Source organism: Fervidicola ferrireducens (genome assembly GCF_001562425.1).
Classification (GTDB): Bacteria; Bacillota; Thermosediminibacteria; order Thermosediminibacterales; family Thermosediminibacteraceae; genus Fervidicola; species Fervidicola ferrireducens.
Genome location: NZ_LOED01000042.1, coordinates 1 through 14,070, shown reverse-complemented (window position 1 = coordinate 14,070; position 14,070 = coordinate 1). Strand labels below are relative to the sequence as shown.

13 protein-coding genes are annotated in these 14,070 nt (G+C 44.8%); 9 read left to right on the top strand and 4 right to left on the bottom strand.

From position 1 onward, the window contains the following. The first annotated feature begins 295 nt into the window (after window positions 1–295). The 6 genes from AN618_RS11030 (at window position 296) to AN618_RS14190 (ending at window position 5,559) form a co-directional block, all read left to right on the top strand. On the top strand, window positions 296–1,591 hold the full coding sequence (locus tag AN618_RS11030) for an alanine/glycine:cation symporter family protein (protein WP_157081731.1): 1,296 nt from the start codon (window positions 296–298) through the stop codon (window positions 1,589–1,591). A 230-nt stretch (window positions 1,592–1,821) separates the two neighbouring features. Continuing rightward, window positions 1,822–2,376: a molybdopterin-guanine dinucleotide biosynthesis protein B gene (gene mobB / locus AN618_RS11025; protein ID WP_066355050.1), complete on the top strand. Its 555-nt coding sequence runs from the start codon at window positions 1,822–1,824 to the stop codon at window positions 2,374–2,376. A gap of 107 nt (window positions 2,377–2,483) precedes the next feature. After that, window positions 2,484–2,843: an ArsR/SmtB family transcription factor gene (locus AN618_RS11020; RefSeq protein WP_066355048.1), complete on the top strand. Its 360-nt coding sequence runs from the start codon at window positions 2,484–2,486 to the stop codon at window positions 2,841–2,843. 53 nt (window positions 2,844–2,896) lie between these two features. Next, window positions 2,897–4,720, top strand: a complete 1,824-nt coding sequence (gene uvrC / locus AN618_RS11015) for an excinuclease ABC subunit UvrC (RefSeq protein WP_066355046.1) — start codon at window positions 2,897–2,899, stop codon at window positions 4,718–4,720. 126 nt (window positions 4,721–4,846) lie between these two features. Beyond that, complete coding sequence (locus AN618_RS13200) at window positions 4,847–5,107, top strand: hypothetical protein (protein ID WP_157081730.1); 261 nt, start codon at window positions 4,847–4,849, stop codon at window positions 5,105–5,107. A 236-nt stretch (window positions 5,108–5,343) separates the two neighbouring features. Continuing rightward, the gene (locus AN618_RS14190) at window positions 5,344–5,559 is read left to right on the top strand and encodes a EutP/PduV family microcompartment system protein (protein WP_066355034.1); all 216 of its coding nucleotides are present in this window, start codon (window positions 5,344–5,346) and stop codon (window positions 5,557–5,559) included. 61 nt (window positions 5,560–5,620) lie between these two features. On the opposite strand, the gene AN618_RS11000 is transcribed toward AN618_RS14190, so the two are convergent. From AN618_RS11000 to AN618_RS10985, 4 genes are all read right to left on the bottom strand, one after another. Next, on the bottom strand, window positions 5,621–6,871 hold the full coding sequence (locus AN618_RS11000) for a PTS galactitol transporter subunit IIC (RefSeq protein ID WP_066355033.1): 1,251 nt from the start codon (window positions 6,869–6,871) through the stop codon (window positions 5,621–5,623). Between the two features lie 25 nt (window positions 6,872–6,896). After that, the gene (locus AN618_RS10995; RefSeq protein WP_066355032.1) at window positions 6,897–7,181 is read right to left on the bottom strand and encodes a PTS sugar transporter subunit IIB; all 285 of its coding nucleotides are present in this window, start codon (window positions 7,179–7,181) and stop codon (window positions 6,897–6,899) included. Between the two features lie 84 nt (window positions 7,182–7,265). Beyond that, window positions 7,266–7,745: a PTS sugar transporter subunit IIA gene (locus tag AN618_RS10990; RefSeq protein WP_066355031.1), complete on the bottom strand. Its 480-nt coding sequence runs from the start codon at window positions 7,743–7,745 to the stop codon at window positions 7,266–7,268. A gap of 76 nt (window positions 7,746–7,821) precedes the next feature. After that, window positions 7,822–10,779 (bottom strand): sigma 54-interacting transcriptional regulator, encoded by a 2,958-nt coding sequence (locus tag AN618_RS10985; RefSeq protein WP_066355029.1) that lies wholly within the window; start codon window positions 10,777–10,779, stop codon window positions 7,822–7,824. 530 nt (window positions 10,780–11,309) lie between these two features. On the opposite strand from AN618_RS10985, the gene pdhA reads away from it, so the two are divergent. From pdhA to AN618_RS10970, 3 genes are all read left to right on the top strand, one after another. Further along, the gene (gene pdhA / locus AN618_RS10980; protein ID WP_187694928.1) at window positions 11,310–12,239 is read left to right on the top strand and encodes a pyruvate dehydrogenase (acetyl-transferring) E1 component subunit alpha; all 930 of its coding nucleotides are present in this window, start codon (window positions 11,310–11,312) and stop codon (window positions 12,237–12,239) included. Window positions 12,240–12,270: 31 nt separating this feature from the next. Beyond that, on the top strand, window positions 12,271–13,248 hold the full coding sequence (locus AN618_RS10975; RefSeq protein ID WP_066355027.1) for an alpha-ketoacid dehydrogenase subunit beta: 978 nt from the start codon (window positions 12,271–12,273) through the stop codon (window positions 13,246–13,248). 32 nt (window positions 13,249–13,280) lie between these two features. Beyond that, window positions 13,281–14,070, top strand: a 790-nt coding sequence (locus AN618_RS10970; protein ID WP_187694927.1) for an E3 binding domain-containing protein, incomplete at its 3' end; no start/stop codon positions are given.

Sequence of the window (14,070 nt, the reverse complement as noted above, 5' to 3'; positions counted from 1 at the left end):
GAGCCATTTCTCATCCCTCCAGTTAGGTTTTTGTGTTGGCAATTTAATTCTAACCAGAGGGATGGGGGTGGCTCAATCCCTTTTTACACAATTATATGGACTTAACTTAAAGAAAATGATATAATAATATTGCGTATATAATGTTGGATAATTCAAAAATTAGAATAGGAGGAGGTGACAGGAAGGGCGATTATAACTTGTTGACGGCTGATTTAAAATTTTACGTGGAGGGATTTAGGTGGAGGCATTGGAAAAAATTTTAGGGGAATTAAGTAACATAGTCTGGGGTCCCCCGATGCTCATCCTTCTTGTGGGCACTCATATATATCTGACATTTAGGTTGAAGTTTATTCAAAAATACATATTTAAGGCCATAAAACTGTCTTTGACGAGAGTATCGGAAGGCGAAGGCGATGTGAGCCACTTTGGTGCCTTGACTACTGCACTTGCCGCGACGGTCGGTACCGGAAACATCGTAGGCGTTGCTACGGCGGTTGGGTTGGGCGGTCCCGGGGCGGTGTTTTGGCTCTGGATAACTGGTGTGTTCGGCATCGCGACAAAATATGCCGAAGCACTGCTTTCTGTGAAGTACAGGACGAAAAATGCATTGGGTCAAATGGCCGGTGGCCCTATGTACGTGCTGGAACGCGGTCTCAAAATGAAATGGCTCGGTGTTCTCTTTGCGCTCTTTACTGCAATAGCAGGCTTCGGCATAGGCTGTACCGTCCAGGCTAACTCAATATCGCAAATGGTCAAAGCTACTTTTAACATTCCTACCTGGATTACAGGTTTAGTGATAGCGGTATTTACCGGTATCGTCATTATAGGCGGCATAAAGAGTATTGCGCGGGTCTGCGAAATGCTGGTGCCGTTCATGGCTATAGTTTATGTGACAGGATGTCTTATCATACTTGCTATGAATGCGGCCAATTTACCTTCGGCTATAGCTGTAATCTTAAAGAGTGCTTTTACCGGGCAAGCTGCCATAGGTGGATTTGCAGGAGCAACAGTCATGCAGGCGATGAGATACGGTGTAGCAAGAGGACTCTTTTCCAACGAGTCCGGATTAGGAAGCGCTCCCATAGCTGCAGCTGCGGCACAAACTCCAAATGCCACCCGCCAGGCGCTTGTCCAAATGACCGGAACTTTCTGGGATACCGTGGTTATCTGCTTGATGACGGGTTTCGTGCTCGTCACAACAGGAAGCTGGGAGACAGGTCTTAAGGGGGCGGAACTCACAAAGACCGCTTTTGAGCATATACCCGTTATTGGGCCCATAACGTTGACAATAGGTTTACTGACATTTGTTTACTCCACCATTCTCGGCTGGGCTTATTACTGTGAAAAAGCGGTAGAATACCTTTTTGGCACCAAAGCTGTGATGCCCTATCGGTGGCTATGGGTGATAGCTGCATTTATTGGTTCTGTGGCCACCCTGGATATAGTGTGGAGCTTTGCCGATATTTTCAACGGTTTGATGGCCATACCGAACCTCATTTCATTGATTGCCTTAAGTGGTGTTTTGGTGGCAGAAACCAGGAAATACCTCTGGGAAGGGAGATTGGAAGCGGAAGATCCGACAATAAAATAAATAAAAGGCGTTTTGGCCGTGGGCTTCCACGGCTTTTTTGTGTACTTCGACATTCAGATCAATTTATTGAGGGGATACACGGACCCCCTCGCTCTTATATTTACAAGCGTTTCGCGGCATGTTACCATAATGGTATGAAGAAAGAAACTTGGAAATCAACCGGAATAAGCAGTTTATAACATCAATTCCCATAATTAATTTATACCTAGGAAAAGGGAGCAGGTGGTTGGATGAAAGTTGTAGGATTTGCTGGTTTTTCGAATAGCGGGAAGACAACTTTGATAACATGGATAGTCAGAAGATTAAAAGAAGAGGGAGCGAGGGTGGGCGTTGTAAAACACACTCCTCATGGATTTGATGTGGGAAACAACGATACGGGGCGTATTTTTAACGCGGGTGCTGATGTCGTCATAGCCTCTTCAGAAATGGGATTGCTGCGGATGGAGCGTTCTGAGAGAGCCGATTCTCTTAGTGATATTTTGAACGAGCTAAAGGACGTTGAATTTGTATTGGTAGAAGGTTACAAGTCAAATTCCTTGCCGAAGATAGTAGTCTATGGAAATCAATTGACCCCCGAAGATTTAAAATTGTTGGAAGACGGTGATGTGATGGGAGTGGTGATACCTGATATAGATAAAATTCATTCGATAAAAGAAAAATCAAAGGGTCTAGAAATAAAAGGAGGCATAAACGGTGATATTAAAATTGTTATAGATGGGAATAGGGAAATTCCTGTTTTTGCCTTTAAAGACGAGAGAATAGTAGATTTTTTAAAAAACAATTAGTTAATGCGAAAAAATGAAAGTTTTTTTGGAGATACCAAAAATTTAGGGTGACAAAACAAATAAAATTAAGTTATAATTATCACAAAAACAATCTTAGGGTGAATGTCATGGAAAATAAGAACAAGGTTCCGGATATGTGCGACGTTTTCTGCATTGACGAAGAAAAGATAAAAAAATTGTCGGGTACGATTCCTCATACTAATGAGCTTGCCGAACTTTTTAAAGTTCTTGCAGATGAGACGAGACTGAAAATAGTGTACCTGCTTTCACGAGATGAACTATGCGTGTGCGATATTGCAGCCATCTTGGGGTTGACTGTATCCAACGTATCCCATCACTTGAGGGTACTTCGAGTGGCCCACCTGGTAAAATTCCGGAGGGAAGGAAAGCAAGTTTATTATTCGTTAGACGACGACCACGTTATACACATTATTAAAGAGGGGTTTGCGCATGTCGAACATACGTAACGCAATAATATACCCTCCCGCTTATGGTATAATAAAGGCGGGAGGGATTTTTTATGTTCAATCCCGAACGGATAGATTCCTTTCCGGAAAAACCCGGAGTTTATATAATGAAAGATAAAAGCGGAAAGGTCATATATGTGGGGAAGGCGGTGTCCCTGAAACAGCGCGTACGCTCTTATTTTAAATCGAGCGACAGTCTTCCTGCCAAAGTAAGTTCGATGGTTTCGCACATCGACGATATAGAATATATCGTTACCGATTCTGAAGTGGAAGCGCTCATCTTGGAATGCAACCTAATAAAATTCTATCGGCCCAAGTACAATATTCTCTTAAAGGACGATAAGCAGTATCCTTATATAAAAATCACAACGAACGAATCTTTTCCCAGAATAGAGGTGGTGCGAAAAATAAAGAAGGATGGGTCGAAGTATTTTGGGCCTTATGTAGAGGCGCGGGCCATGCGCGAAGCTATAGATATACTCCGGAAGATTTTTCCCATAAGGAGCTGTAAAAAGGATTTGAGCAGGGTGCCCTTGAAAGAACGGCCTTGTCTCAATTATCACATAAAGCGTTGCATCGCTCCCTGTCAGGGAGACATCTCCGAGGAGGAATACGGAGAACTTGTAAAAAATATCATAATGTTTTTCGAAGGAAGGCAGGAGCAGCTTTTGAATCATTTGAAGGCAAAAATGCAGGAGGCAGCAGACTCGCTCGAGTTTGAAGCGGCAGCAGTTTACAGAGATCAAATCGCAGCCCTGGAAAAAATATTAGAAAAACAAAAAATATCGTCCACCGACCTGGTTGATCAAGACATCATAGCGATGGCGAGGGGATTTGATACGGCTTGCGTGACGGTATTTTTCGTGCGTGAAGGAAATATTATTGAACGGGAGCCTTTCATATTGAGCAATACCGAAGGAGCTGAGAGGAAGGAAATCCTGGCTTCTTTTATAAAACAGTTTTACGATACGGCATCTTTCATTCCGAAAGAAATTATCGTGGAAGAAGAAATAGATGAAAAGGAGGCCATCGAAACCTGGCTTTCGGCCAAAAAAGGTTCAAAAGTGAAGATAATCGTACCAAAAAGAGGAGAAAAGAAAGAGTTAATAGAAATGGTGGCGGAAAACGCCATGGCTTATTTAGAGCAAAGGGAAGCCTTTGAAGAAAGACAAAGGATAAAAAACGAAAGGGCGATGGAAGAATTAAAAGGTTATCTTGGACTGGGAAAATTGCCTAAGCGCATCGAAGCTTTTGATATATCCAACACGCAGGGGACGGAATCGGTCGCATCCATGGTTGTCTTTGAAAATGGGATGCCGAAAAAGGAAGACTACAGGAGGTTTAAGATAAAGACGGTTGAAGGTCCTAACGACTTTGAAAGCATAAAAGAAGCCGTTTTTAGGAGGTTTAAAAGAGGGTTAGAAGGGGATGAAAAGTTTAAGGATTTTCCCGATCTTCTCGTCATAGATGGAGGAAAGGGACAGCTGAGATACGCCCTTGAGGCTTTAAAGGAATTAAACTTAAATCATATTCCTGCGATCGGACTTGCCAAGGAATTTGAACATGTATTCATAGAAAGTAAAAGCGAACCTATAATTTTGCCCCGGGATTCGGAAGCCCTGTACCTCTTGCAAAGAATCAGGGATGAAGCCCATCGCTTTGCGGTTACTTACCATAGAAAGCTGCGCTCAAAGAGGAATTTAAACTCCATTCTCGAAGAAATCCCCGGCATCGGTAAAGCGCGGAGGAAAGCTTTGCTAACTGCTTTTGGGAGTTTGGAGGATATAAAAAAGGCATCCGTAGAAGAATTAGCGAAAGTGCCCGGGATGAACAAAAAATCCGCAATGGCGGTCTATGAATACTTCCACAAAGCCTGACCGAAAAGGTCGGGCTTTTTTTTCCAACAGTGTTGAAAATGTGGCATAATATGTGGAACTATATAAGCGAAGGGCTTAAGAATATATGCATGGTACATTAATTGCATAAAATGTGTAACGAGAGAGATGGATGGTATGGTTGAAAAAGAACGGCTGCTGGAACTCATTAAAAATGAAGACAAGAAAAATCCATACACCGATGAACAACTGGCAGCGGGCTGGTCCTCAAATTATGGAAATTATACCACAAAAGATTCTGCTTTCATTAATTTACTCATGAACACTATGAAACTCTTCTGGATTCATATATCCCAGGTTACTATCCCTCCTCTTGCAATTGTAATATTCTATTTAGATGTCTCGGCGTATGCTTCCATAAAACTCTGAAACTCATATCGGCTATAGCATTCAGTCTCTAGGATAGAATGAAAGGCTTCAACATGGGCATTGAGATTAGGGGTTTTAACAGGTATACGTTCATGAACAATTCCCAGTTTTTCACAGGTTTCTTGGAACTTCTTGGCGATGAACAGAGGACCATTATCTGTACGAAGTTTGGGCATCTTTGCCCCTTTATATAGGCGCTTCCTCAGAGCATTTTTCGAACGTCTGATAGACCTTCATTGCCTGCCGGTTTTTGTACAGCTTTTCAAAAACCTGTTATCGGTATTATAAACAAAATCGACTTAAAAGAGGCTAGCATAAATCGGGTAGAGAAATTTCTAATCGAAATCGGAGTGATAAAGGAAAATATTTTTGCGGTATCTTCGAACACAGGCAAAGGAATTGCTGAAGTTAAAAAAATGATTTACAAATTGATACGGCCAATGGGCCTATAAGGCCTATAAATAGAGCCCTGGGCGATGTTCCCAGGGCTTATTTTAATACAAATGTTGGAGTTTATCCGAATATCTGCATGATCTTTAGCAAGATCCAGGTCAAGGGGTTTGCACCGTCACAGATGCTCGAAATGTTTGTAGCGCCTTCGGGGAACTTGAAGGCTGCGTCAATTGCTGCCTGGGTGTGCAGAGGTGAAACATTGGTGGCGATTAATAGGCCGACCGCGATGACGATGGCGCCGATTATGACAGATCTAAATACGTTACCCCGGCAGATAGGTGCCACCATGGCTACCATGAACGGAATTGTAGCCAGATCACCGAAAGGCAGAACCCTGTTGCCCGGTATTATCAAAGCTAAGAAGATCGTAACGGGCACGAGTATCAGCGCTGTAGCTATAGCGGCGGGATGCCCTATGGCGACGGCTGAATCTAAGCCTATATAGAATTCCTGGCCGGCGAACCTCTTTTGCATGAAGTCCTTTGCAGCTTCGGAAACCGGCATGAGTCCTTCCATCAGTATTTTAACCATTCTAGGCATAAGGAACATAACGCCTGCCATGGACATGCCAAGGTTTAACGTGGCTTTGGCATCGTATTTTGCGAGAAGTCCCAGAATTATGCCCAAAACTAGGCCAACGACAACAGGTTCACCGAATACACCGAATTTTTTGCTTATTTGCTCCGGGTCAGCTTCTATTTTGTTTATGCCTGGTATGTTGTCGATCAATTTATTTAGCGGGATGGCAATTGGAACGTATGCCGCAGAAAAGCCGTGAGGCAAGGAAACTCCGGGCAATCCGTAGAACTCCTGCACCATCCGAGCTGTCCAGTCGCCTAATTTCAAGACTATGGCGCAGTTGATGGCCGCAGCTATCATGCCTAAGGTAAGGCTTCCTGTGGCGGCGGTGACCAGCGCTCCGGTGAAGGCGAAATGCCAGTAGTTCCATAAGTCCACGTTGACGGTTTTGGTGGTTCTGGTGGCGAGCATTATAATGTTTACCAGAAGGCCGATGGGTATAACGAATGCTCCGACTTTGGAGGCAAAGGCAATGGCTGCCGCAGCGGGCCAGCCTACGTCTATTACGTCCAGCTTGATACCCATATTTTCAACCATGGCCTTTGCGGCAGGTCCCAAGTTGTTGCTCAAAAGTCCTATGACCAGGTTTATTCCTATGAAGCCAATACCGATGGTAAGACCTGCCCTAAAGGCCTTGCCGGGTTTCTCCCCGAGAATTACGGCCAGGACAAAGATTATGATGGGGAGCATTACCACGGCCCCTAGATCCAGGATAAACTTAATTATTGACATTTGAAGACCTCCTTTTTTTAATTATTTATTTTTTTAAAACATTTATGATGTCCTGAATTGCCCTTTCCTCACCTATGCCAGTTATGAAGGGAAGTCCGTTGATAACTGGTACATCGAACTTATCCTTTAATATTGTAGTGGAAACTATGAGGTCGGCTCCGTCGGCGTAGCTTCTGAGTTCCGTTACCTTGCACTGGATGATGTTTACACTTATTCCTTCTTTTTTGCAGGCCTCGGAGATTTTATCAGCGACTACCGTAGATGTAGCAATACCGGTACCGCAGGCAACGATTACTTTCTTGGCATTCATCTTGCTTCCTCCTTTTTGATTTGGATAAATTTCAAATTTCGAGAGACGATTTTTTTGCGCCCACCTCCTTTTTCCGGTTTTGCTTTAGGTGGAAGAGTTAGCATTTATTAATGGTGTCAAAAGCGCTATTATCTTTTTCTTATCCGCCATATCGGAGAGCTTAATGAGCAAGTTTTTGTCCTGGAAGAGTGAGATGAGGTTTTTTAAGAGGTTCACCTGCATTTTAGGTTCGTTTATGGCTAGCATAAAAACCAGTCTTACGTCTACTTCTTCTGTAGGATTTCCCATAACGTTGAATTTTACAGGACTTTTTAATACTGCAAGTGCGATCCCCGAGGTTAAAACGTGATCTATGTCGGCATGTGGTATTGCAACCCCGACGCCGTCGGTAGGAAGTCCTGTGGGGAAAACTTTTTCCCTTTCCAGAATTGCTTTCAAGTAGCTGTCCTTCACATAACCTTTGACAATTAATAATTTTGCAAGCACTTCAAGCACTTCTTCCTTATTTTTAGCTTCCAGCTCTGTCTCAATTAAATCCTCATTTAATAAATTGAATTCCGGCATGTATTTTGCCCCCTCAGAATTAACTTGGCAACAAATCCGTCCAAAATATCTCAAAGCAAATTCCATTCCAACGGATTCAATTTACGTTTAGCATGTATTCTAAAAACATTTCTTTAATCATTGCAGGATCACCTAGAGATTTGATGTTAGCCACAAAAGTTGGGTGTTCCACTATTTTATAAAGACTCCTTAGAAAGTCCGCTGAGTCTTCTTTTAATGCCAACATTAAAACAATTTCTGCCTCTTTTTCCGGGACCCATTCTATGGGGTGTTTCAAAATCGCCATTGCTAAGGCTGGTTTTATGACATTTTGGGGAGTGCCGTGAGGTATTGCTACCTTGTTTTTAAACAGGGTTAGTCCTATTACTTCCCTCTTGTATACATCGAGAAGAAATCTTTCATTCACATATTTTTCTTTTATCAGCAGATTCCCGAGGGCATCTAATACTTCATCTTTGCTTTTAAATTCATCATTTATTATCAATATGTTCTCACCAAGAATACCGGCTTGGGGAAGAACTTTGGAAACTTCTTCATTTAATAAATCTAGTTCATCTTTTAATCCTAAGGCACTTCTTAATCTGATGACTCCTCTTCCAGAAAGTAGTTCGTATAGCGGAATAAACAGGATATCCTCGAATTTTGGATCTATGGTTCCGACGATTGCGGCTAATTTTTTTGCTTCTTTTATCCTTTTTATTTGTATCTTCAAATCTTCGCCGGTCATGGCGCCTAGGGAAATTATGTCTGCTCTGTCGTAAATGTCAGGAATGAGCTTTTCGATGAGTTCTTTTATCTTTACCGCTGCTCCTTCTCCGGTGATGCAAACCGTCAAAATAACGGGTTTGCCCTCGACTTTGGGCCTTTTTTCGTAAGGTATCCTACCTATTCCGATCACGTGCTTTTCTATGTTCTTTGCTATGTCTTCCAAATTCGTGTCCGGCAAGATGGCTCTTCTTATTGCTTCGAGCACCATTACAGTGTCAACACGCCCGATAGTGACCGTTGGTATTCCCGTTTTCTGAGTGATTATTTCTCCAAAAGTCAAAAGAGAACCCATATCCACCAAAAGCAGGACACCCTTACCCTCATTTACTTCCTTTACAACTTCGATGGTCTTTTGGAGTACCGCCTCTGGTTCTTCATCCAGGCTCATTTCTATGCCGATGGCATGGTTAACCCCCAGGAGTCTGTTTGCGACTTCTGCCATTCCCTTTGCTACATGGCCGTGGGTTAATACTATAACCCCTACCCTGCCACCTTTGAAATCACCGGGCTGAGTCATTGTCCTTAAGTACATTGCTACAAAAGCTATCTCATCTTCGGGCATTTTCCACCCCGTTAAGTCCTCAACCACTTCAACCATTTCTTTTGCAACCTTATATTCCAGTTTGTATTCTCTTTTAACCTTTTCGAGCTGCGGGTTTATTATTGGCTTTCCCTGCCTGATGCGGTCCAGAGTTGCGCTCAGGTGAATGGCGAGGCAGTAAAACAGGTGGTTGTCCACTTTTCCCAATTTCCTTTCGGCTACTTTTATCATGCGTTCTGCCAGTTCAACAATATGTGAGCCGACGATGCCCTCCAAGTCTTTTTTTTCTAGAGACTTGTGTTCGGTCTCAAACTGTCTCACCAATTGTTGAAATTTTATTTCCAGCTCTCCACCTATAACTCTGTTTATGACTTCCTGGCTCAAACCCTGGCTTTGCAGTTCCTGATATTTTTCTTCTATATACCTGTAAATCTCTTCCGGGAAAATATAGATATCCTCTTTTAGTAAATGGATGATGCTGGATTCGCCAGGATTTACCATGAGGTCTCCTTGAAGGAGCGTTTCTATTTCCGGGATGCGATTTTGCACTTTTAGCATCCCGCGCCTTGCGTGTACCGGTAAATCTATCAAATCGACTTCTATGAAATCCTTTTGATTTCCTATATATGACAAAAATCCCCTGGCGCAAGCTACCTGGATGTCGCTCCTCAATTGCCCTAAATTTCCAGGGCAGTCATACATGAGGAGGGCTCTCAGCGCTTCTTGCTTAACTTTTATTTTAGCTCCTATGCGGTCTGCTTCTTTTCTGAAGAAGTCTTTAATTATTTCGTATCTTTCGGATATTGGCCGCGCAGAAAGTGGCGGCAGTTCTATTATCATAGGTATTCGTCGCCTGAAGGTTAAGAGCAGTGAAGATTCTATATCTTCTGTAGTTGCGGCTATTATCATGACGTTAGCAGTGCGGTAATTTTCCGTCTCACCGAGTCTCCTGAACTTTCCTTTATCTATGAGGTGGTAAAGGATTTCCTGCCCTTCCGGTGGAAGGCGGTGTACTTCGTCCAAAAAAAGTATTCCTCCGTTTGCCTTTTCTACTAGCCCCTCTTTTGCCGAATCCGCTCCTGTATATGCTCCTTTAATGTGCCCGAAAAGCTGGGAGAGGAGAAGCTGGGGATTTTCGGCATAATCCGCGCAATTGAATACTACAAAAGGTGCATTTTTTGGAAGCCTGCCTATCTCGACAGCATAGTGATACATGGCTTCTGCAAGAATGCTCTTTCCCACACCTGTTGGGCCTAATATGAGGGTGTGCAGCCCATGAGGGGGATAAAGTACCGCCGCTTTAGCCTGCTGGATTTGAGTCTTTAAGCTGCCCTCTGCTCCAATGATTCCGCAAAAAGCAGTGGAATTTTCTGATCCCGTCTTTAGTTTTTTGTCGGGCGCATCATGTCCTTCAACTTTCGTTTTGCCGGGAAGTTCTTTTCTGAGCTGAGAAATTATGAACCTTGATACATTAAACCCTTTCTTTTGTACTAGCTTTGTCAGCTTCCGGTCGGATATGCCTGGGTTTTTTGCGATTTCTTCTTCAATTGCCTTCAAAAGGTACGGTTTTCGCCTTTCCCGGGAATCGGGTATTTGAAGCTTTCCCCTTAAAATGGTAATTTCATCGCGCCTCATTCCCAACATGGCCGCCAGTTGCTCATCAGTATAAGGATTTTTCTTGTCTTCGTTTTTAATGATTTCTAACAGGCGCTCTTTTACGGTCATCCCATCCACCTCTCTTGCACTACATTTTATGCAATTAACATGCCATCATTATTTTTAGACAGTTTCGATTATACAATACCACAATTTATGCCAGGCATGCTACCATTGTTGACATGATTAATGGTAAATGGGTTATAATAAATTAAACATTTTCTAACAATATAGACTAATCCTAATAATATAGACTATATTATAAAGAAGGAAGAACTAGAATTGCTCCGAAAACCGATGAAAAACCTGCAAATGCTTTAACGTCTGATCAAAGAGACGGATGTAACAGTGGGATCAATATCGAAGAAGATGGCAGATAATGACATGGTGGTATATACTGTATCCGCTAGAGATGAACCCGGTGCAATGAAAACAATTGAAAGAAGAAAGTGTAAAATGGCATGAAAATTGCTTTTAATAAACAAATGATACTATAATGCAACTTTGTAACATTACCATTTTACTTTTTGGCAGGTAAGTTTTGGATTAGAGACAGGGGTGATGTGGCTGTGGAATTGACTGCGGAGAAAAAGCTTTGGATGTACAGGAAGATGTACGAGATAAGGTGTTTCGAACTTGAAGTCGATAGGCTCTTCAAGGCCAACATGATATGGGGGACCTGCCACCTCTCGGTGGGCGAGGAGGCCACTGCCGTTGGGGCGATTGCGGCCCTGGAAAAGGACGATATGATTACCAGCACTCACCGGGGGCACGGCCACTGCATAGCGAAGGGCGGGAAGCTCCCCCAGATGTTTGCAGAGCTTCTGGGCAAGGAAACCGGCTACTGCAGGGGCAGAGGAGGGTCGATGCACATCGCCGATATCGAGACGGGCAACCTCGGGGCCAACGGCATAGTAGGCGGCGGCATACCCATAGCTACGGGCGCCGCCCTGGCGTCCAAGATGAAAAAGGACGGCAAAGTCACTCTATGCTTTTTCGGCGACGGGGCGAACAACCAGGGAGTCTTCCACGAGTCCTTGAACATTGCGTCCCTTTGGAAGCTGCCGGTGGTCTACGTTTGCGAAAACAACCAGTACGGCATGTCCGTGGCTTTCAAAAAGTCCACCGCGGCGGAGAACGTCGCCGACAGAGCAGCGGCGTACAACATGCCCGGCGAGATAGTCGACGGAAATGACGTGGAGGCGGTTTACTTTGCGGTGAAAAAAGCAGTGGACAGGGCAAGAAGGGGAGAAGGGCCCTCGCTTATTGAAGCCAAGACTTACCGGTGGCTGGGGCACTCCAAGAGCGACGCCAACGTTTACAGGACGAAGGAAGAGATAGAAGAATGGAAGAAGAGATGTCCGATAAAGCGGTACAGGGCAAAACTTGTAGAAGAGGGAGTCGCCACCGAAGAAGAGCTGGAGAAAATCGAAAAAGAAGTCGAAAGGGAGATTCAAGAAGCTATAGAGTATGCCAAAAATAGCCCGGAACCTTCCGTAGAAGATATCGCCGATGGCGTATATGCATAGAGATTTTCTTCAATAAAAGGGGGAAATAACCATGGCTGAAAAGTTATATATAGAAGCCCTGCGGGAAGGCTTGAGGGAGGAGCTTTTGAGAGACGAGAAAGTCTTTTTACTCGGCGAAGATATCGGCATATATGGAGGGGCTTTTGGGGTTACGAAGGGCTTGGTCCAAGAGTTCGGAGAGGAGAAGATTATAGATACCCCGATTTCAGAACAGGCGATTACGGGGATAGCGGTGGGAGCCGCCATGGCCGGCATGAGGCCGGTAGTCGAGATAATGTTTTTCGACTTTCTGACCCTGGCCATGGACCAGTTTATAAACCAGGGGGCAAAGATAAGGTATATGTTCGGAGGAAAAGCGAAAGTCCCTATGGTAGTGCGCGCACCAATGGGCTGCGGCACCGGTGCGGCGGCCCAGCACTCCCAGAGCTTTCCCGGCGTTTTCGCCCATTTCCCAGGCCTCAAAGTGGTGATGCCCTCCACTCCTTACGACGTAAAGGGGCTCATAAAAGCGGCGATCAGGGATGACAATCCGGTATTATTTGCCGAGCACAAACTGCTCTACAGGGTAAAGGGAGAAGTGCCCGATGAAGAATACGTGCTGCCGTTAGGTAAGGCTGATATAAAGAGAAAGGGGAAGGACGTCACCGTTGTTGCGGGCTCCATAATGGTCATCAGGGCCCTGGAAGCCGCAAAGGAGCTGGAGAAAGAAGGAATAGACGTGGAGGTCATAGATCCCAGGACGTTGAAGCCTCTGGATATGAAGACCATCATCGATTCCGTCAAAAAGACCGGGCGAGTTTTAATAGTGGAGGACGACCCGGTGAGCTTCGGCTGGGGAGCGGAAGTAGCCGCGGGAATAGCCGGGAGCGAGGCGTTCGATTATCTGGATGCTCCGGTGAAGAGGCTTGGGGGTCTAGATATCCCCATACCTTATAATCCAAACCTCGAAAGGCATGCGGTACCTCAGGTGGAAGATATCGTAAAAGCCGTCAAGGACTTATTGAGATAATTTGAGGGCAAAAAATTTAAGGGAGTGATAGCATGGCCCAAATAGTTCGGATGCCGAAACTGGGACTTACGATGACTGAAGGCACCATAATAAGGTGGCTGAAGAAAGAGGGTGAAGAGGTCAAGCAGGGGGAACCCTTGCTGGAAATAGAGACTGATAAAGTGAACTTGGAGGAGGAAGCCCCCGCTTCGGGGATATTGAAAAAGATCCTGGCCCCGGAAGGCTCGGTGGTGGAAGTGGGGAAGGAAATAGCCATAATAGGAAGGGAGGACGAACCGCTTCCCGAACTGGGAGAAGTTGATAAGGCAAATGCGGAGTTCGAAGGAGCCGGGGCGGGTTCCGAGCCGGTACCGGCCGAGGCCGAGACGGCAAAAGACGGGATAGGTGGGAAGGTAAAGGCATCGCCGGCGGCCAAAAGGGTGGCCAGGGAGCACGGAGTGGACCTGAGGATGGTGACTCCCACAGGGCCCGACGGCCGCATCGTTGAAAAAGACGTGCTCGCATTTGTGGAGTCCAGAAAGGTTAGGGCGACGCCCGTTGCAAAAAAGATCGCGCAGGAAAAGGGTATCGACCTTTCCATTATAGAAAAGCCCGAAGGGGAAAGGATTACGAAGCGTGATGTCATGGAAGCCGCTACGGCGGTACAAGTCGGGCAGAATCAGGAATGCAGCGTGATCCCGTGGACCGGAATGAGGAAGGTAATTTCGGAGAAGATGACGAAGGCGAAGAAAGAAATTCCGCACTTTTACCTCACACTGGAAGTTGATATGAGTAAAGTTCTGGAACTCCGGGAGAAGCTCGCCCCGAAAGTGCAGGAAATGA